The 18,213-nt window shown below is 75.0% G+C and carries 15 protein-coding genes and 3 pseudogenes; 2 read left to right on the top strand and 16 right to left on the bottom strand.

All coding sequences use genetic code 11. From position 1 onward, the window contains the following. Window positions 1-699 precede the first annotated feature (699 nt). The gene (locus MF408_RS15130; RefSeq protein ID WP_240248391.1) at window positions 700-942 is read right to left on the bottom strand and encodes a hypothetical protein; all 243 of its coding nucleotides are present in this window, start codon (window positions 940-942) and stop codon (window positions 700-702) included. Window positions 943-1,061: 119 nt separating this feature from the next. On the opposite strand from MF408_RS15130, the gene MF408_RS15125 reads away from it, so the two are divergent. Further along, on the top strand, window positions 1,062-2,939 hold the full coding sequence (locus MF408_RS15125; RefSeq protein ID WP_240248390.1) for an MFS transporter: 1,878 nt from the start codon (window positions 1,062-1,064) through the stop codon (window positions 2,937-2,939). 26 nt (window positions 2,940-2,965) lie between these two features. Here MF408_RS15125 and MF408_RS15120 read toward each other — a convergent pair whose 3' ends face one another. The 13 genes and pseudogenes from MF408_RS15120 to glmS all read right to left on the bottom strand — a co-directional run bounded on the left by MF408_RS15120 (window position 2,966) and on the right by glmS (window position 15,366). Then, window positions 2,966-3,748, bottom strand: a complete 783-nt coding sequence (locus MF408_RS15120) for an SDR family NAD(P)-dependent oxidoreductase (RefSeq protein ID WP_240248389.1) — start codon at window positions 3,746-3,748, stop codon at window positions 2,966-2,968. Between the two features lie 58 nt (window positions 3,749-3,806). Next, window positions 3,807-4,376 carry a hypothetical protein gene (locus MF408_RS15115; protein WP_240248388.1) on the bottom strand — a complete coding sequence of 190 codons (570 nt, stop codon included), beginning with the start codon at window positions 4,374-4,376 and terminating at the stop codon, window positions 3,807-3,809. Beyond that, window positions 4,373-4,591 carry a hypothetical protein gene (locus MF408_RS15110; RefSeq protein ID WP_240248387.1) on the bottom strand — a complete coding sequence of 73 codons (219 nt, stop codon included), beginning with the start codon at window positions 4,589-4,591 and terminating at the stop codon, window positions 4,373-4,375. Before MF408_RS15110 ends, MF408_RS15115 begins: the two co-directional genes overlap by 4 nt. Beyond that, a pseudogene (tsaD, locus tag MF408_RS15105) lies at window positions 4,588-5,650 on the bottom strand (tRNA (adenosine(37)-N6)-threonylcarbamoyltransferase complex transferase subunit TsaD). Before tsaD ends, MF408_RS15110 begins: the two are co-directional and overlap by 4 nt. After that, complete coding sequence (rimI, locus tag MF408_RS15100; RefSeq protein ID WP_240248386.1) at window positions 5,647-6,126, bottom strand: ribosomal protein S18-alanine N-acetyltransferase; 480 nt, start codon at window positions 6,124-6,126, stop codon at window positions 5,647-5,649. The pseudogene tsaD and the gene rimI overlap by 4 nt, the downstream one beginning before the upstream one ends. Continuing rightward, window positions 6,123-6,761, bottom strand: coding sequence for a tRNA (adenosine(37)-N6)-threonylcarbamoyltransferase complex dimerization subunit type 1 TsaB (tsaB, locus tag MF408_RS15095; RefSeq protein ID WP_240248385.1), 639 nt, complete (start codon window positions 6,759-6,761; stop codon window positions 6,123-6,125). Before tsaB ends, rimI begins: the two co-directional genes overlap by 4 nt. A gap of 39 nt (window positions 6,762-6,800) precedes the next feature. Further along, the gene (locus MF408_RS15090; RefSeq protein ID WP_240248384.1) at window positions 6,801-8,090 is read right to left on the bottom strand and encodes a glycoside hydrolase family 16 protein; all 1,290 of its coding nucleotides are present in this window, start codon (window positions 8,088-8,090) and stop codon (window positions 6,801-6,803) included. A 250-nt stretch (window positions 8,091-8,340) separates the two neighbouring features. Further along, window positions 8,341-9,105 carry a tRNA (adenosine(37)-N6)-threonylcarbamoyltransferase complex ATPase subunit type 1 TsaE gene (gene tsaE / locus MF408_RS15085; protein ID WP_240251939.1) on the bottom strand — a complete coding sequence of 255 codons (765 nt, stop codon included), beginning with the start codon at window positions 9,103-9,105 and terminating at the stop codon, window positions 8,341-8,343. Window positions 9,106-9,316: 211 nt separating this feature from the next. Then, window positions 9,317-10,378, bottom strand: coding sequence for an alpha/beta hydrolase (locus MF408_RS15080; protein ID WP_240248383.1), 1,062 nt, complete (start codon window positions 10,376-10,378; stop codon window positions 9,317-9,319). Then, a pseudogene (gene alr / locus MF408_RS15075) lies at window positions 10,375-11,540 on the bottom strand (alanine racemase). Before alr ends, MF408_RS15080 begins: the two are co-directional and overlap by 4 nt. A gap of 16 nt (window positions 11,541-11,556) precedes the next feature. After that, on the bottom strand, window positions 11,557-12,777 hold the full coding sequence (locus MF408_RS15070) for a bifunctional ADP-dependent NAD(P)H-hydrate dehydratase/NAD(P)H-hydrate epimerase (protein ID WP_240248382.1): 1,221 nt from the start codon (window positions 12,775-12,777) through the stop codon (window positions 11,557-11,559). Between the two features lie 373 nt (window positions 12,778-13,150). Beyond that, window positions 13,151-13,504 (bottom strand): holo-ACP synthase, encoded by a 354-nt coding sequence (locus MF408_RS15065; RefSeq protein WP_240248381.1) that lies wholly within the window; start codon window positions 13,502-13,504, stop codon window positions 13,151-13,153. A 17-nt stretch (window positions 13,505-13,521) separates the two neighbouring features. Beyond that, window positions 13,522-15,366 (bottom strand): annotated as a pseudogene (glmS, locus tag MF408_RS15060) (glutamine--fructose-6-phosphate transaminase (isomerizing)). A gap of 126 nt (window positions 15,367-15,492) precedes the next feature. Here glmS and coaA point away from each other — a divergent pair. Continuing rightward, window positions 15,493-16,476 (top strand): type I pantothenate kinase, encoded by a 984-nt coding sequence (coaA, locus tag MF408_RS15055; RefSeq protein WP_240248380.1) that lies wholly within the window; start codon window positions 15,493-15,495, stop codon window positions 16,474-16,476. Here coaA and MF408_RS15050 read toward each other — a convergent pair. Both MF408_RS15050 and MF408_RS15045 read right to left on the bottom strand, forming a co-directional pair. Then, window positions 16,364-17,296, bottom strand: coding sequence for an ABC transporter permease (locus MF408_RS15050; RefSeq protein ID WP_240248379.1), 933 nt, complete (start codon window positions 17,294-17,296; stop codon window positions 16,364-16,366). The genes coaA and MF408_RS15050 overlap by 113 nt on opposite strands. Then, complete coding sequence (locus MF408_RS15045; protein ID WP_240248378.1) at window positions 17,293-18,213, bottom strand: ATP-binding cassette domain-containing protein; 921 nt, start codon at window positions 18,211-18,213, stop codon at window positions 17,293-17,295. Before MF408_RS15045 ends, MF408_RS15050 begins: the two co-directional genes overlap by 4 nt.

The raw sequence follows: 18,213 nt of genomic DNA, 5'->3' as shown, positions 1-18,213 counted from the left end.
CGCGCCGGCGACCGCCGTCGCGCCGTCCTCGGCCAGCAGCGCGAGCGCCTCGTCGAGGTCGGCCGGCCGCACGAACCCGGGCAGCCGCACCGGCGGCACCGGCGGCGCCGGCGCCGCGCCGCGGGCGGCGAGCAGGTCGCCGTCGGCCGGCGGGCCGAGCGCGTCGGCGGCGTCCTTGATCGGCCGGTAGCCCGTGCAGCGGCACAGGTTGCCGGAGAGGGCGTGGAGGTCGAAGCCGTCGCGGCCCGGCCGGTAGTACTCCGCCGCCATGCTGCACACGAACCCCGGCGTGCAGTAGCCGCACTGCGAGCCGCCGCGCACCGCCATCTCGCGCTGCACGGGGTGCAGCGCCGCAGGGGTGCCGAGCCCCTCGGCCGTCACGACCTCCTGGCCCGCGAGCGCGGCCGCCGGCAGCAGGCACGCGTTGACGGCCGTCCACTCGGTCGGGGGCGTCGCAGCCGGGCCGGGCCACGAGCACCGAGCAGGCACCGCACTCCCCCTCGGCGCAGCCCTCCTTGGCCCCGGTCAGGCCGTTCGCCCGCAGCCAGTCCAGCGCGGTCGCCGGCGGCGCGGCGCCGGCGAGCGGGCGGGCCTCGCCGTTGACCGTGACGTGGAGCTCCTCCATGGGGGGCACGTTACGTCGCCCGCGGCCGCACGAGGAGCGCTTCCGGGTGCCGGCGGGTCAGGGCGGCGGCCGCGTCAGATGCGCGCGAGCCGCCGCTTGAGCCGCAGCAACGGGTGGTGCCGCCGGGAGACGGCGGTGGTCGCGAGCGCCGGTCCGCCAGCCACGGTGCCCCCTGTGCCGACGGGACCGCTCGGGTCGCCGCAGCCCACGGTGCCGTCGACGGCCGGGTCGAAGGCCCGGAAGGTCCCGGCTCCCTCGACCCGCACCTCCTGCTCCTGCTCCCACGGCTGGGCGCCGGACGGACGTGCCTCGCTCATGCGACCTCCTCTGGTCGGGCGGCAGGTACCCACTCCGACGCGTGGGCAACCCGAATGGTTGCGTCCGGGCCGGCCGCAGCGCAACCGCGCTCCCCTATGCTCCCGGGCAGGAGGGGGCGATGACGGACCTCGCGGCGACCGGCGGCCGCGCCGCACCGGTGCCGCGCGGCTGGGTGGCGGGCCTCGTGCTGGTCAGCATCGGCGTCTGGTCGGGGTTCTTCGGGCCGATCCAGGTGCTGCTCGCGCAGCAGGCCGAGGAGATCGCGCCGGCCGACAAGGAGTCCGTGCTGGCGCTGGTGACCGGCGCCGGCGCCGCGGTGAGCCTCGTGCTCAACCCGCTGTGGGGGGCCTTCTCCGACCGCACGACGCTGCGCGCGGGCCGCCGGCTCCCGTGGGTGGTGGGCGGGCTGGTGACCGGCGTGCTCGCGCTGCTGCTGCTCGCCGCCGCCCGGTCCGTCGTACCGATGGTCCTCGCCTGGTGCCTGGTCCAGGCCTCCCTCAACGCGATGCTGGCGGCGATCACCGCGGCGGTGCCCGACCGGGTCCCCGAGGGCGAGCGCGGCACGGTCGGCGGCTGGGTGGCGATCGCGCAGACCCTCGGCGTGATCGCCGGCTCCGGGCTCGCGGCCGCCACCGGCAGCATCGCCGCCGGGTACGCCGCGGTCGCCCTCCTGCTGCTCGTGCTGTCGCTCCCCTACTGCCTCAACCCGCAGGACACGGCGATCGCCTCGGCGCCGCCGTTCCGCCTGGGCGCGTTCGTGCGCTCGTTCTGGGTCTCGCCCACCGCCCACCCGGACTTCGCGTGGGCGTGGGCGACCCGGTTCCTCGTCAACCTCGGCAACGCCGTGCTGCTGCTCTACCTGCTCTACTACCTCACCGACGAGGTCGGGCTCGGCGACGACCGCGCCGAGGACACGGTGTTCGGGCTGACCCTCGTCTACGGCGTGTGCACGGTCGCCACCGCGGTCGCCGCCGGGGCCTGGTCGGACCGGGCGGGCCGGCGGCAGCCGTTCGTCGTCGGGTCCGGCCTGGTGATGGCGGTGGCGCTCGTGCTGCTCGCCGCCTGGCCGACGCTGCCGGTCGCCTGGGTGGGCGCGGTGGTGCTCGGCATCGGCTTCGGCGCCTACACCGCCGTCGACTTCGCCCTGATCACCCAGGTGCTGCCCAGCGCCGACGACCGGGCCAAGGACCTCGGCGTCATCAACATCGCCAACGCCCTCCCCAGGTGCTCGCCCCGGCCGTCGCCGCGCTGGTGCTCAGCGCCCTCGACCTCGGCTACGCGACGCTCTACCTCTGCGGCGCGGCCGTCACGGTGCTCGGCTCCGTCCTGGTCCGCCGGATCCGCTCGGTGCGCTGACCACGCGCCTCACCGGCGCTTTGGCATGCTGGGGGAGGTGAGTGCGGAGGTCTGGTACGTCAGCTACGGCTCGAACATGTGCCGGGCGCGGTTGGCTGCCTACCTGCTCGGCGGCCGTCCCGCCGGGGCCCGGCGGGAGTACGCCGGGGCGCGGAACCCGTCGATGCCCGAGGACGACGTGAGCGTCGACCTGCCGGGCCGGCTCTACTTCGCCGGCGAGTCCCCCACGTGGGGCGGCGGTGTCGCGTTCTACGACCACGACGAGCCGGGCCCCACGGCGGCGCGCGCCTACCGGATCACCGCCGAGCAGTTCGCCGACGTCGCGGCGCAGGAGATGCACCGGCTGCCGGAGCCCGACGACCCGATCGAGAAGGTCGTCGTCGAGGGCCTCGTGGCCGGCCGGCACGAGGCGGGACCCGGGCACTACGAGACGCTCGTCGAGGTCGGCCGGCGCGACGGGCTGCCGATGCTCACCTTCACCGCACCGCACGGTCACGACGCGGTCGAGCACACCCGCCCGCAGCCGGCCTACCTCGCGATGCTGGCGCAGGGCCTGCGGGAGTCGCGCGGCTGGGACGACGACCGGATCGCGTCGTACCTGGAGGCGCGGACCGTGGCCGCGGAGCCGGCCCGGAGGTAGCCGGCCGCGCCCGGTGGGCGGCCGGGTCAGCTCCGGGGCTTGGTCTGCACTGCCATCACCCGCGACCCGATGCGGTCGGGCAGGTGGGTGCCGACCTCGGCGATCACCTTGTTGCGCAGCGACCCCGCCCGCACGTGCGGCTTGCCGGTCATCATCGCCTCGAACCCGTCGCGTGCCACGTCCTCGGGGTCGTCCTTCGGGCCGCGTCCGATCGGGGTGTCGAGCATGTCGGCCCGCTCGAAGAACTCGGTGTCGGTCGGGCCGGGCATCAGCGACGTCACGGTGACCCCGGTGCCCTTCAGCTCGTGCCGGATGCCCTCGGCGAAGGAGTGGACGAACGCCTTCGACGCGGCGTACGCCGCCTGGAACGGCCCCGGCACGACCGCGGCGATCGACGACGTGACCAGGATCCGCCCGCCCTCGTGGGCGAGCATGTGGTCGACCGCGAGCTTCGCCAGGTGCACGGTGGACCGCACGTTGAGGTCGACGATCTCCAGGTTGCGCTCGAGGGGAGTGCCGGCGAGCGGGCCGCCGACCCCGACCCCGGCGTTGAGCACGGCGGCCGCGAGCGGGCGCTGCCGGTCGAGCACCGCGTGCCACAGTTCGCGGACGCCGTCGGGTGAGGTGAGGTCGACCTGCACGGGCACGACCTCGCGCCCGGTGCGACGCAGCTCCGCGGCCGCTTCGTGCAGCTCGGCGTCCTCGGCGGCGATCACCACGTCGTAGCCGTGTCCGACGAGCTGGCGGGCGAGCGACCGGCCGATGCCGCTGGAGGCTCCGGTGACGAGGGCGAGTCCGTTGCTGTCCATGCCGGGGCGGTACCCACCGCCCTGCGGCGTACCCAGGAAGCGCCGCCCGGAGAGCCGCTCAGCGCCTCCACTCGTACGGCGTCGTCGTCGACACCCGCACGAGCCCGGACCGCTCGAGGATCGGCCGCGACATCGCGGTGGAGTCGCTGTGCAGCAGCCGCTTGCCGAGCGCGAGCGCCGACCGCGCCCGGGCCGCGGTCAGCGCCCGGTAGATCCCCCTGCCCCGCCAGGACCCGAGCGTCGCGCCGCCCCAGATGCCGGCGAACTCGGTGCCCGGCACCGGCTCGAGCCGGCCGGCGCAGAACGATCCGGCCGTCGGCCTCGGCGACCCACAGCTCCATCGGGTCACCGGCGGCGAGTCGCCGCAGGGAGCGCGTCGGCCACGCCGACGAGGGGCGGGCCGCCGAACACCTCGTCCTGCAGGGCGCACATCGCCCGGACGTCGGCCTCCTCGGTGACCCGGCGCAGCGACACCCCCTCGGGCAGCGGTACGTCGACGGCCAGGGGCCGCCGCGTCGCCGACCATGATCGACTCGGGCTCGCCCGGGACGAAGCCGTGGTCGACCAGGGCCTCGTGCAGCCCCGGGGCACGGTCGTGGCCCCGGGTCTTCCACTCGACGGTGGTCACCGCAGGGTCGGCCCGGAGGCGGTCGAGCGCCTCCGGCACCAGCCCGCGGGCGTCTCCTCGTCGGCGCCGTCGAGGTCGCGGTAGCTGATGAACCCGCGTCCGGTGAACCGCACCAGCCACAGCGGCCCGAGCCGCTCGACCGAGGCCGCGCCGGCCGTCTCGGCGTCCCCGCGCAGCTGGTCGTCGTACGCCGCGAGGAGGACGTCGTCGGTCATCCGGCGAGCACCTCGGTGACCGGCATGCTCGAGTCGGCAGGCAGGTCGAGCGAGGACGGCGTCCGGTCGCGGGCGACCATCTCGGCGCCCAGGGCGGCCACCATGGCGCCGTTGTCGGTGCACAGCCCGGGCCGGGGCACGCGGACGCGGATGCCGAGGCGGCCGGCCCGCTCCTCCGCCAGCGCCCGCAGCCGGGAGTTGGCGGCGACGCCGCCGCCGATGAGCAGGTCCTCGATGCCCTCGCTGGCGGCGGCGTCGAGCGCCTTGCGCACCAGCACGTCGCAGACCGCCTCCTGGAACGAGGCGGCGACGTCGGCGACCGGCACCGGCTCGCCGGACCGTTCTCGGGCCTCGACCCAGCGGGCGACGGCGGTCTTGAGGCCGGAGAACGAGAAGTCGAACCGGTGCCGCTCCAGGTCGCGGCGGCCGGTCAGACCCCGCGGGAAGTCGATCGCCACCCGGTCGCCCTCGCGCGCGGCACGGTCGATGTGCGGACCGCCGGGGAACGGCAGCCCGAGCAGGCGGGCGACCTTGTCGAACGCCTCCCCCGGCGGCGTCGTCGATCGTGGCGCCCATCGGGTCGACGTCGCCGGTCACGTCCGCCACCCGCAGCAGGCTGGAGTGGCCGCCGGAGACGAGCAGCGCCAGGCACGGCTCGGGCAGCGGCCCGTGCTCGAGCTGGTCGACCGCGACGTGCGAGGCGAGGTGGTTGACGCCGTAGAGCGGCTTGCCCAGGGCGAACGCCAGCGACTTCGCCGCCGCCACGCCCACCAGCAGCGCGCCGGCCAGCCCGGGGCCGCTGGTGACGGCGATCGCGTCGACGTCGTGGAGCGCCACGCCGGCGGTCTCGCACGCCCGGTCGATCGTGGGGACCATCGCCTCGAGGTGGGCGCGGCTGGCCACCTGGGGCACCACCCCGCCGAACCGGGCGTGCTCGTCGACGCTGCTCGCGACCGCGTCGGCGAGCAGGGTGGTGCCGCGCACGATGCCCACGCCGGTCTCGTCGCAGGACGTCTCGATGCCGAGCACGAGCGGTTCGTCGGGGCTCACGGCAGTCATTCTCGCGCACCGTCCCCAGCGGCCAGCGACCGCTCGAGGACCACCGCGTGGGTGCCGTCGCGGTAGTACCGGGCGCGGCGGGCCAGCTCGACGAAGCCGGCCCGCTCGTAGAACGCGCGGGCGGCCGCGTTGTCCTCGCGCACCTCCAGCAGCAGCCGCTCCGCCCCCGCTCCCGCGGCCAGGTCGTGGGCGGCCGCGAGCAGGGCCGACGCGACGCCCGTGCGGCGCGCGGCGGCGACCGTCGCGATCCGCTGCAGCTCCGCCACGTCCTGCACGACGCTCACGACGGCGTGGCCGGCGAAGTCGCCCGCCCGCTCCGCGACGAGGTAGGTCACCGTCGGCACCCGTCCGGCCACGCCGTCGGTCACCAGCGCCGGCGACCACGGGTCGGCCGGGAACGCCTCCGTCTCGAGCTCGGCGATCGCGACGACGTCGCCGAGGTCGGCCCGGCGCACCCGCGGCCGCCGGCGCGTCACGACACCGGCTTCGGCGCCCGCGGGACCTCCGCGTCGGGACGGCGCAGGTAGAGCGGCTCGGGGTCGTGCAGCTCGGCCCGCTCGTCGACGACCGTCTGTGCGAGCCACCCGGCGCTCGGCCGCAGCGGGGCCCGGCCGTCCGGGAAGTGCTCGGCGTAGAGCGCCGCGCCCTCGCCGACGACCGGGGCCGACGTCGCCAGGTCGACGGGGCGGCCGACGTCGGGGCCGGAGACCCGGGTGCCGGTCTCGTCGTACGTCGCGAGGTAGACCTCGCGCCGGCGCGCGTCCGTGGCGACCACGAACGGGCCGGTCACCGCACCGGTGTCGACGGCCTCGACCGCCAGCACGTCGAGCGAGCAGACGCCGTAGACGGGGAGGGTGAGCGCGTGCGCGAGGGTGCGGGCGGTGACCAGCCCGACCCGCAGGCCGGTGAAGGGACCGGGACCCACGCCGACCGAGATGGCGGTCAGGTCGCGCGGCGACAGCCCGGCGGTGCGGAGCACCTCCTCGACCAGCGGCATCAGCTGCTCGCCGTGACGCATCGTCCGGTCCGACACCCGCTCGGCGACGACGTCCGCGCCGTCGTGGACCGCGACGGTCACCGTCGGCGAGGAGGTGTCGAACGCCAGCTGCACACCGCGAAGGCTAGCGCCGCGGTGGGGAGCCGCCGGACGTCACTCCCAGGCGCGGACCCAGTCGACCGTGAGCGTGGCCGACATCGGCGTCTCGGCGTTCGGGGCGTTCGTGCCGGCGCCCCAGGCCTGGGTCAGCACCAGGTAGAACGGGTGGTCGAACGGCGCCGGGGCGGGCAGGTCGGTCGCGTTCCACTCGTGCTCGAAGCACTTCTGGCCGTCGTAGAAGAACTCGATCACCGTCGGCGTCCACTCCACGGCGTACGTGTGGAACTGCGTTCCCGCGTCGGACACCAGGCACTGGTAGCCGCTGCTGAGCGACCGGTCCTCGCCCGCGTAGTGCACCGACGGGTAGGCCCGCTCCGGGGCGCCGCTGAACCACTCGGCGACGTCGATCTCGCCCGACTGCGGCCAGGCGCCGTAGGTGTGCCGCTGCGGGTAGAGCCAGAGGCCCGAGCCGGTGCCCGGGATGCCCTCGTGCTGCGGGAACTTCGCGCGGAACTCGAAGCGGCCGTAGGTCTGGCTGTACCGCTGGTACGTCGCCACCGTCGCCGCCGTCGACGTGGTCCGGAAGTTGCCGTAGGGGCTGCGGCACTCGAACTCCTCGAGGCCCCGCCGGATCGACAGCCGGAGGGTGCCGTCGGCCACCTGCACGGTGCTCGGGTCGTTGACGTAGCAGTCCCTGTTGGCGGTCGTCATGCCGCTGAACCAGGTCTCCTGGACCAGCCACTTGTCGGTGTCGAGCTCGGTGCCGTCGAAGTCGTCGACGAACGAGCACTGCCAGCGGGTCCCGTCGGCCTTCAGCGGCTGCTCGCCGCACTCGTCGACCGGAGCCGGCTCCTCGACGGGCGGCTCCTCCACCGGCGGCTCCTCGACGGGCGGCTCCTCCAGGGGCGGCTCCTCGGCCGGGAGGTCGACCGGCGGCAGCGGCTCGGTGGTCGGGGGGAGCTGCTCGGTGCGCGAGTCCTCCGCCGGCGGCGCGACCGGGATCGCGGGCGGCACCGTCCGGCGTCCGCTCGGCTTGCCCTTCGCGACCGCCCGCACGACCCAGCGCTGCCGCAGCGGACGCTGGGTCCGCGCCTGGTAGCGCCCCTTCCGGTCGGCCCGGTCGACCGCGACGCGCACCCACCGGTCGTTCGCGCGCCGCTTGATGACGACCCGCGCCCGGGGCTGGGCACGCCCCTTGAAGACCACCTTGCCGCCGACCGTGCGCGGCCGGTCGAGCGTGGTCCGCTGCGCCGCCTCCGACGACGGCGCGTCGACCACGGCAGCCAGGCCGGCGATCGCCGTGGCCAGGCATGCGAGCATGACGAGCAGAGCGCGTGAGCGCATGGTGACTGTCTTCCTCTTCGAGTTGCCCGAGACTCCGCACCGCGAGGGAGCGCTGCGGGTGCCACCAGTCTTGCGTGATCAGATCCGGCAATCTTCCCGCTGGCGGGCACTGCCCCATGGTCCGGAATGACTAGGTTTCTTTACCTAACGTCTCGTTACCCACGGGTCACCACCGCATTCGCCCCAGGGGTCGCTCGCGACGCAGGTCACGACCTCGTCGCGACGCCGGTCGGCCGGGGTCGCCCGGTCGTCAGGTCAGCGCGGCGGCGAGGTCGAGCCCGAGCCAGCGCGACCCGAGCGGGTCGATCTCCACCGTCCTCGGGTCGTCGTCGGCCGGGTGCTCGGCCGGGTCGTCGGTCGGGTCGCCGGCGCCGCGGGCGCGCCTGATCCGGACCACGAGCGGCGAGTCGGCGAGGTCCTCGGCGAGTCCCTCGCCCCACTCGACGACCGTGACCGCGTGGTCGACGTCGGTGTCGAGGTCGAGGTCGTCGAGCTCGGCGCTGCCGCCGAGCCGGTAGGCGTCGACGTGGATGAGGTCCGGGCCGCCGACGGTCGTCGGGTGCACGCGCGCGATCACGAACGTCGGCGAGGTGACCTCGCCGCGCACGCCCAGCGCCGCGCCGAGGCCCTGGGTGAACGTCGTCTTGCCGGCGCCCAGGTCGCCGCTCAGCACCAGCACGTCGCCCGCGCGGACGATCCCCGCGACCCGCCGGGCGAGGTCCCGCATGTCGTCGGCGGTGGGCACCTCCAGCCGCAGCGGCAGCGCGCGGGCGAGCTCGACGTACGGCGACCGGTGGTCGACCGGCGCGAACCCCTGCCGCCGCCAGAACCGCACGGTGTGGGGCAGCTCCTCGCGGGCGACCACCACCGCACGCTCGACCCGCCGGTCGAGGTCGCGGGCGGTGCGGAGGGCGTGCGCCACGAGCGCCTCGGCGAGGCCGCGGCCCCGCGCGGCGGGGGTGACCCCGAACCGGCGGAGGTGCACCGTGCCGCCGGTCCGGTCGACGTCGAGCAGGACCGTGGCGACCGGCTCCCCCGTCGAGGGTGGCCAGCAGGCCGCACCCGGCGGCGAGCCGCGCGGCGATGGTCTCCCTCGGTCTCGGCGAGCGCGTCGGTGGGCGGGTCCAGCGGCTCCCGGTCGGCGAACGCCCGGCGGACGACGTCGAGGACCACGCCGGCGTCGCCGGGCCCGACGACGCGGATCGCAGGGGCGGTGGCTTGCACGCTCATCGGTTGCGCGCCCCCGTCGTGGCGGCGGTGATCAGCTGGTCGAGCTCCGCGTTGACCAGGTCGTGCCGCTCGAGCAGCACCATGTGGCCCGCGCCCTCGCACTCGAGCAGCCGGGAGCCGGGGATCCGGGAGTGCAGCTTGCGGGAGTGCCCGACCGAGGTGATCCGGTCCTCCGTGCCGGAGATGATCGAGGTCGGCACCTCGCCCATCCGCTCGACGTGGTCGAACTTGTCGAGGCCCGAGAAGTGCGGGAAGAAGTCGGCCACCACCTCGAACGGCGTCGCCGAGAGCATCTGGTCGACGAACGCGACGTACGCCGCCGGCACCCGGTCGCCGAACGCGAACCGGTCGGTCGCCACCGTCGCCACGACCTGCCCCAGCCGACGTGCGCTGTCGATCATCCGGTGCCGCCGGTGCAGGCTGCGCACCGCGCGGCGCGCCACCGGGCCGCTCAGCCGGGCCGGGAGCAGCGGCAGCAGCAGCCGGCTCGGGTCGAGCCCGCCGGCGGTCGTCGAGATCAGCCCGAACCCGACGACCCGGTCGCCGACCAGGTCGGGGTGCTGCTCGACCAGGGCCACGACGGACATGCCGCCCATCGAGTGGCCGACCAGCACGACCGGCCCCTCGGGCACGACCGCGTCGAGCACGGCCAGCAGGTCGCGGCCCAGCTGGTCGATGGTGGAGTGGGCGCGGTCGGAGCGCCCGGAGCGGCCGTGGGAGCGCTGGTCGTAGTAGACCGTGCGGACGAGGTTGCGGTAGGCCGCGCGCTGGAAGTGCCAGCAGTCGAGGTTGAGGCAGAAGCCGTGCACGAACACGACCGTGACCCCGGCGCCCTCGCGTCGGTCGACCTCGTCCACCTCGTCCACCTCGACGTGCAGCGGCACGCCGTCGTCGGCGACCACCGTCACCGGCTCCGAGCGCAGCGACCCGAACGGGATGTCGCGGCCGGCGCGCCGGCTGATCGACTGCTGGCGTCGCAGCAGCCCGACGGCCGTGCCCGCGGCCGCGAGCCCGACCGCACCGGCGACCGACCCGAGGACCCGCCCGCGGCGGCTCACCGGGCGTCGTCCCCGGTGTCGACGTGGGTCCGGCTCATCCGGCCTCCGATCCGGGTCACGATCTCGTAGTTGATGGTGCCGCAGGCCTCCGCCCAGTCCTGGGCCGTGGGGACGTCCGGGCCGGCGCCGAACAGGACCACCTCGTCGCCGACGTCCGCGGTGTCGTCGCCGAGGTCGACGAGCAGCTGGTCCATGCAGACCCGGCCGCGCACCGGTCGTCGCTTCCCGCCGACCGCGACCTCGACGCTCGTCGTCCCGCCCGAGGCGTGGCGCGGCACCCCGTCGCCGTAGCCGACGGGCACCAGGCCGACCGTGGTCGGGCGGTCGGCCGTCCACGCCCAGCCGTAGGACACCGAGTCGCCGGCCGACAGCTCCTTGACCATGGCGAGCCGGGTGCGCACGGTCATCGCCGGCACCAGGCCCAGGTCGGCGGTGTGGCCGGGCGCCGGGTCGAGCCCGTAGACCGCGATGCCGCAGCGCACCGCGTCGAACCGGACCGAGGGGCGCAGCACCGTCGCGGCGGAGTTGGCGAGGTGGCGCAGCTCGGGGCGGAGGCCCAGGTCCTCGGCGAGGGCGACCGCGGCGCGGAAGGCCGCCTCCTGGCGGTCGTTGGCCGGGTGGGCGGGGTCGTCGGCGCAGGCGAGGTGGGACCAGATCCCGGTGATCCGCCAGCTGCCGTCGACCTCGCCGGCGCGGGCGCGTTCGAAGAGCTCCACCCACCGCGGCTGCGGTGCGCCGCCGCGGTTGAGGCCGGTGTCGACCTTGAGCTGCACCCGGGCGCGGCGTCCCGCGGCAGTCGCCGCGGCGGCGAGGTCGTCGAGCTCCGCGACCGAGTACGCCGTCACGTCGATGCCCTCGGCGACCGCCGACGCAAGGTCGGCGCCGGGCAGCTGAGCCAGCACAGCAGCGGGCCGGCGTACCCCGCCGCGCGCAGCTGCAGGGCCTCGTCGACGGTGGCGGCCGCCAGCCACTCGGCGCCGGCGGCGCGGGCCGCGCGGGCGACCTCCACCATGCCGTGGCCGTAGCCGTCGGCCTTCACGACCACGATCAGGGGGACACCGGCGGTGCGGCGCAGGACGCGCACGTTGTTCCGGATCGCCGCCAGGTCGACGACGATCTCCGCGAGCGGACCGCCCGGGGGCGCGGCCGACTGGTCGGGCATGGGTCCGATCCTTCCATCACCGCCCGCGCGGCTGCGGGAGGGTGCCCACGACGGCGGGGAGGGCGCGGGCCACGTCGCCCGCCACGACCGGCCCACCGCGCGACGCCAGGGTCGCCGCGACGCCGTGCAGCCACGACCCGGCCGACGCCGCGTCGTACGGCGGCAGGCCGGCGGCGAGCAGCGCCCCCACCACCCCGCCGAGCACGTCGCCGGCCCCGGCCGTCGCGAGCCACGGCGTGCCGCTCGTCGTCACCCGCGCCGGCCGGCCCGGCTCGGCGACCAGCGTGCGGCGGCCCTTGAGCAGGACCGTCGTGCGGTGGCGCTCGGCGGCCGCGCGGACGTGGTGGAGCGGCCGGGCCTCCACCTCGGAGCGCGGCACGTCGAGCATCGCGGCCAGCTCGCCGGCGTGCGGGGTGAGCACGGCCGGCCGGCCGGACACGAGGTCGGCGGAGGCGAGGGCGTCGGCGTCGACGACCAGCGGCACGTCGTCGGCGAGCGCCTCCCGCAGCGTGCCCTCGGCCCCGTCGGCGCTGCCGGAGCCGACGACCCAGGCCTGCACCCGCCCGGCGCCGACGACCTCGGGGTGCGCGGCCCGGACCAGGTCGAGGACCTCGTCGTCGCCGACGTACCGGACCATGCCTGCGAGGCCGCAGGCCGCGCCGGCGACGCTCAGCAGGCCGGCGCCCGGGTAGGTGGCCGAACCGGCACGGACGCCGACCACGCCCCGGGTGTACTTGTGCGCCTGCGCCGGCGGGCGCGGGAGCAGCGCCGCGACGTCGGCCGGTTGCAGCGCCTCCACCGCCGGCGCGGGCAGGTCGAGCCCGATGTCGACCAGGTGGACCGCGCCGGCGTGCTCGGCCGCGGGGTCGACCAGGTGCGCCGGCTTGTGGGTGCCGAAGGTGACGGTGAGGTCGGCGGTCACGCGCGGGCCCGCGAGCTCGCCGGTGTCGACGTCGACCCCGGACGGGGTGTCGACGGCGACCACCGGTGCGCCGTGCACCAGCTGCAGCGCCTCGACCGCCTCCGCGCGCAACGGCGGCCGGCCGCCGATGCCGACGATGCCGTCGACCACCACGTCCGGCTGCCACAGGATCCGGTCGACCACCCGGCCCCCGGCCGCCCGGAGCGCCTCGAGCCCGGCGGCGTGGACCTTCGACGACAGCAGCCACGCCTCGACGTACGCGCCCCGACGCGCGAGCAGCGCGCCGGCGTGGAGCGCGTCCCCCGCCGTTGTCACCGGACCCGACGAGCAGCAGCACCCGGCGCCCGTAGGCCGACCCGAGGAGCTCGATCACGGCGTACGCCAGGCCGTGCGCCGCCCGCTGCATCAGCGCGCCCTCCGGCAACCGCGCCATCAGCGCCGCCTCCGCGGCCCGCACCTGCTCGACCGTGTGCGCTCGGATCACGCCCCCACGCTACGGCGTCGAATCGGGTGTCGTGGTGTGTCGAATCGGGTGTCGTGGTGTGTCGAATCGGGTGTCGTGGTGTGTCGTGGTGGGCGTACGTCGCCACGAGGGCCGAGTCGACGAGCCACGAGGCCCGATTCAACACACCACCAGGCCCGATTCGACCGACCACGAGGCCCGATTCGACACACCACGAGGCCCGATTCAACCCTCCAGCACGACCATGGCGCTGGCGATCCCGGCGTCGTGGGAGAGGGAGAGGTGGACGTGGACGACGCCGAGGGCGTCGGCGCGGGCGCGGACGGTGCCGCGGACGTCGAAGCGGGGGCGGCCGGACTCCTCGCGCACCACCTCGGCGTCGTGCCAGGCCATGCCGCGCGGGGCGCCGAGCGCCTTGGCGAGCGCCTCCTTGGCGGCGAACCGGGCGGCGAGGGACGAGACGGGGAGCGGGCGCTCGGCCTCGGTGAAGAGCCGCTCGGCCAGCGAGGGCGTACGCCGCAACGCCGCGGCGAAGCGGTCGACGTCGCAGACGTCGATGCCGACGCCGATCACGGCCATCCCCCGGTCCCCCGCCGCTACTCGACCGTGACGGACTTGGCCAGGTTGCGCGGCTGGTCGACGTCGTGGCCGAGGGCGGTGGCCAGCTCGCAGGCGAACAGCTGCAGCGGCACGATCGCGACCAGCGGCTGCAGCAGCACCGGCACCCGCGGCAGCCGGACGAGGTGGTCGGCGTAGGGCTCGATGGAGGCGTCGCCCTCCTCGACGAGGCAGATCGTGCGCGCGCCCCGGGCGCGGACCTCCTGGATGCCGCTCACCATCTTCCCGTGGAGCTGGTCGCGGCCGCGGGGCGGCACGACGCACAGCACCGGCAGCCCGTCCTCGACCAGCGCGATCGGGCCGTAGCTTGAGCTCGCCGGCAGCGAACCCCTCGGCGTGCAGGTAGGCGAGCTCCTTGAGCTTGAGCGCACCCTCGAGCGCCACCGGGTAGCCGGCGTGACGGCCGAGGAACAGCACCGACCGGCTGCCGGTGTGCGCCCGGGCCAGCTCGTAGACGGTGTCGGCTCGGCCGAGCACCGTCTCGATGTGGTCGGGCATCGCCTCGAGCTGGTGCATGATCTCGTCGATCTCGTCGCCGTAGCGGGTGCCCTTGACCTGGGCGACGTACAGCGCGAGCAGGTAGCACGCCACCAGCTGGGTGAGGAACCCCTTGGTGGAGGCGACGCCGATCTCGGGGCCGGCATGGGTGTAGATCACCGCGTCGGACTCCCGCGGGATCGACGACCCGTTGGTGTTGCAGATCGCGAGCACCTTCGCCCGTTGGCTGCGGGCGTGGCGGATCGCCTGCAGCGTGTCGGCGGTCTCCCCGACTGGCTGATCGCCACGACGAGGGTGGTGGCGTCGATGATCGGGTCGCGGTAGCGGAACTCCGAGGCCAGCTCGACCTCGACCGGCGTGCGGGTCCAGTGCTCGATGGCGTACTTCGCGACCATCCCGGCGTAGAACGACGTGCCGCAGGCGATGATGATGATCTTGTCGATGTCGCGCAGCTCCTCGTCGGCGAGCCGCATCTCGTCGAGCTGCAGCAGGCCCGAGGGCGTACGCCGTCCGATCAGCGAGTCGGCGACCGCGCGGGGCTGCTCGAAGATCTCCTTGCGCATGAACCAGTCGTGGCCGTCCTTCTCGGCGGCCGACAGGTCCCAGTCGACGTGGAACGGCTTCACCTCGACCGGACGGCCCCAGAAGTCGGTGACGGTGACGTCGTCGGCGGTGATCGTGACGATCTGGTCCTGGCCCAGCTCGAGCGCCTCGCGGGTGTGCTCGATGAACGCGGCGACGTCGGAACCGAGGAAGTTCTCGCCGTCGCCGAGCCCGACGACGAGCGGCGAGCTGCGGCGCGCGGCGACGACCTGGCCGGGGTCCTCGGCGTCGACGGCGACGAGCGTGAACGCGCCGTCGAGCTGCTGGCAGACGCGCTGCATCGCGGTCGGCAGGTCGACGCCCGACTCCACCTGCAGCTCGACGAGGTGCGCGGCGATCTCGGTGTCGGTGTCGGAGAGGAAGACGTGGTCGTCGGCCTCGATCCGGTCGCGCAGCTCGGCGAAGTTCTCGATGATCCCGTTGTGCACGAGCGCCACCCGGCGCGAGCCGCCGACGTGGGGGTGGGCGTTGGCGTCGTTGGGCGGGCCGTGGGTGGCCCAGCGGGTGTGCCCGATGCCGACCGTGGTGGCGGGCAGCGGCGTGTCGGCGAGCACCTTCTCGAGGTTGGCGAGCTTGCCCGCGCGCTTCGCGACGTGCAGCCGGCCGTCGTCGACGACGGCGATGCCGGCGGAGTCGTAGCCGCGGTACTCCAGCCGGCGCAGGCCGTCGATCACCACGTCCTGGGCGCGCCTCGGCCCGACGTAGCCAACGATCCCGCACATGACTCCCCCACTCTACGGGCTGCGCGGCCACGGCCGGCACTCGCGGCGGGGGTCGCTCCGGGGGCCGCGACGCCCGCTCCGTGACCTGCCCAGGGACCCCGGTGCCGCTACTGGTTGAATCGCGGCATGTCCACCGCGGAGGCAGGCACGCCGGGCGGCGAGGAGAACCATCGCGAGTCGTCGCCGTACCTCGAGCTCGACCGCGGCACCTGGGCCGCGCTGGCCTCGGAGACCCGCAGCCCGCTGACGGCGGAGGAGATCATCCGGCTCCGGGGCCTGGGCGACGCCCTCAGCCTCGAGGAGGTCGTCGCGGTCTACCTGCCGCTCTCCCGGCTGCTCAGCATGTACGTCGAGGAGGCGGGGCGTCTGCACCGGCGGCAGGAGGAGTTCCTCCACCGCCGCACGCCCCCGCGCACGCCGTTCGTCATCGGTCTCGCCGGGTCGGTGGCGGTCGGCAAGTCCACGACCGCCCGCGTGCTGCAGCAGATGCTCGCCCGGTGGCCCGAGCACCCCAACGTCGCGCTGGTGACCACCGACGGCTTCCTCTACCCCAACGCCGAGCTCGAGAAGCGCGGCCTGCTGCAGCGCAAGGGCTTCCCCGAGTCCTACGACCGGCGGGCGCTGATGAAGTTCGTCGTCGACATCAAGTCCGGCCGCGACGAGGTCGAGGCGCCGGTCTACTCCCACCTGATCTACGACGTCGTGCCCGACGAGAAGGTCGTCGTCCGCAGCCCCGACATCCTCATCCTCGAGGGCCTCAACGTGCTGCAGCCGGCCCGGGTCCGCGCCGACGGCCGCACCGGCCTGGGCCTGTCGGACTTCTTCGACTTCTCGATCTTCGTCGACGCCGCGGTCAACCACGTCCGCGACTGGTACGTCGACCGGTTCCTCAAGCTGCGGGAGACGGCGTTCCGCGACCCGAGCTCCTACTTCGCCAAGTACGCCCGGCTCACCCACGACGAGGCCGTCGACGAGGCGCGCCGGATCTGGGACGCCATCAACGGCCCCAACCTGGAGCAGAACGTGCTGCCGACCCGGTCCCGCGCGACGCTGGTGCTGCGCAAGGACGCCGACCACTCCGTGCGCTACGTGCGGCTGCGCAAGCTCTGATCGGGCTCGAGCCCGGCGAGAGCCGGCTCAGCCGATGTCGCGCCGCAGCGTCGTCAGCCGGCCGACGACCGCGAACGCGGCGGCGTACCCGAGCAGCACGAGGGCGGCGGCCCACCGCGGCAGCAGGTCGGCGGAGGCGGGGTCGGTGAAGAAGCTCGCCCCGATCAGCGAGTCCGCCGCGCCGCCGGGGAGGAAGGACGCCACCCTGCCCAGCCCGTCGACCTGGGGAGAGCACCAGCCGTGCGATCGGCTCGACGAACTGGGTGAACGCCAGGATCACCACGATCGCGGCGACCTGGTTGGAGACCCACGACCCGAACGCCACGCCGATCACCGCCCACAGGGCGATGACGAGCACGCCCAGCAGCAGGGTGAGCACCACGTCGCCGTCGCCGAGCATCGCCCCGTCGCCCTCGATCGCGAGCAGCGGCGCGCCGCCGGCGACGGTCGCGGCCACGACGACGACCCCGGCCAGCAAGCCGACGGGCAGCACCGAGAGCAGCTTCGCGACGAGGAACCGGGTGCGGTCGGGCTCGGTCAGCAGGCTCTGGGTGATGGTCTTGTGGCGGAACTCCGTCGTCATCGCGAGGCTGCCGATGACGAGCGGGAAGACGTAGCCGATGCCGTTGACGACCGAGTACGTCGACAGCGCGGCGTCCTCGCCGCGCAGCGGCGTGGTGCCCTCGGTGGCGAGGAGGGTGGTGCTCGCCGCGACCGCGGCGGCGACGAGGCCCAGGTAGCCGACCATCACGACCAGCAGCACCCACCAGATCCGGGTGCTGACCAGCTTGCGGTACTCCGCGACCAGCGCGGCCCTCATGCCGCCGCCTCCGGCGCGACCGCCTCGTGCGGGCGGGTGAGCTCGAAGAACAGCGCCTCGAGGTCGACGTCGCGGCGGACGAGCTGGTGCAGCTCGATCCCCGCGGCGTGGGCGGCGGCCCCGACCTCGCGCGCCTCGGCGCCGTCGACCAGCAGCCCGGCGTCCTCGGGCGTGACGGTCCAGCCGCGCTCCGCCGCGAGCGCCGAGACGGCGTCGGGCCGCGGCGACTCGACGTACGCCGCGGGCGTCGTGCGCGCCTGCAGCTCGGTCAGCGACGACGCGTGGCGCAGCCGCCCCTGCGCGATGATCACGACGTCGTCGACGCTCGCCTGGACCTCGCGCAGCAGGTGGCTGGAGACGAGGACGGTGCGTCCCTCGGCGGCGAACTGGCGGAGCAGCCGGCGCATCCAGACGATGCCCTCGGGGTCGAGACCGTTGGTGGGCTCGTCGAGCACGACGACCGGCGGGTCCGCGAGCAGCGCGGTGGCGAGGCCGAGGCGCTGCCGCATGCCCATGGAGTACTTCCCGACCCGCTGCTTCGCGGCGTGGCCGAGGCCGACCGCCTCGAGCACCTGCCGGCAGCGGCTCCTCGGGACGCCGACCTGGGGCGCGTACACCTCGAGGTGGGCGAGGCCGGTGCGCCCCGGGTGGAAGCTGGAGGCCTCGAGCGCGGCGCCGACGACGCGGCCGGGCACCGGGTGGTCGGCGTAGGGCCGGTCGCCGACGAGGGTCGAGCCGGCGGTGGGGCTGGTGAGCCCGAGCAGCATCCGCAGGGTGGTGGTCTTCCCGGCCCCGTTGGGACCGAGGAACCCGGTCACGGCGCCGGGCCGCACGGAGAAGCTGAGGTCGTCGACGGCCCGGACCGGGCCGAACTGCTTGGTGAGGCCCTCCACGGTGAGGGCCGGTGCGGAGGTCAT

The organism is Nocardioides sp. TF02-7 (assembly GCF_022437945.1).
In the GTDB taxonomy this organism is placed as follows: domain Bacteria; phylum Actinomycetota; class Actinomycetes; order Propionibacteriales; family Nocardioidaceae; genus Nocardioides.
Note: the sequence above shows the minus strand (reverse complement) of the source record. Positions and strands in the feature narration are given on the sequence as shown.

What these genes read in the sequence shown, in the direction of transcription:
- MF408_RS15125 (WP_240248390.1), top strand. Translation starts at nt 1,062, where the DNA reads ATGACGGACCTCGCGGCGACCGGCGGCCGCGCCGCACCGGTGCCGCGC.
- MF408_RS15090 (WP_240248384.1), bottom strand. Translation starts at nt 8,090, where the DNA reads ATGCGCTCACGCGCTCTGCTCGTCATGCTCGCATGCCTGGCCACGGCG.
- coaA (WP_240248380.1), top strand. Translation starts at nt 15,493, where the DNA reads ATGTCCACCGCGGAGGCAGGCACGCCGGGCGGCGAGGAGAACCATCGC.
- MF408_RS15045 (WP_240248378.1), bottom strand. Translation starts at nt 18,213, where the DNA reads ATGACCTCCGCACCGGCCCTCACCGTGGAGGGCCTCACCAAGCAGTTC.
- MF408_RS15050 (WP_240248379.1), bottom strand. Translation starts at nt 17,296, where the DNA reads ATGAGGGCCGCGCTGGTCGCGGAGTACCGCAAGCTGGTCAGCACCCGG.
- MF408_RS15120 (WP_240248389.1), bottom strand. Translation starts at nt 3,748, where the DNA reads ATGGACAGCAACGGACTCGCCCTCGTCACCGGAGCCTCCAGCGGCATC.
- MF408_RS15130 (WP_240248391.1), bottom strand. Translation starts at nt 942, where the DNA reads ATGAGCGAGGCACGTCCGTCCGGCGCCCAGCCGTGGGAGCAGGAGCAG.
- MF408_RS15065 (WP_240248381.1), bottom strand. Translation starts at nt 13,504, where the DNA reads ATGGCCGTGATCGGCGTCGGCATCGACGTCTGCGACGTCGACCGCTTC.
- MF408_RS15110 (WP_240248387.1), bottom strand. Translation starts at nt 4,591, where the DNA reads ATGACCGACGACGTCCTCCTCGCGGCGTACGACGACCAGCTGCGCGGG.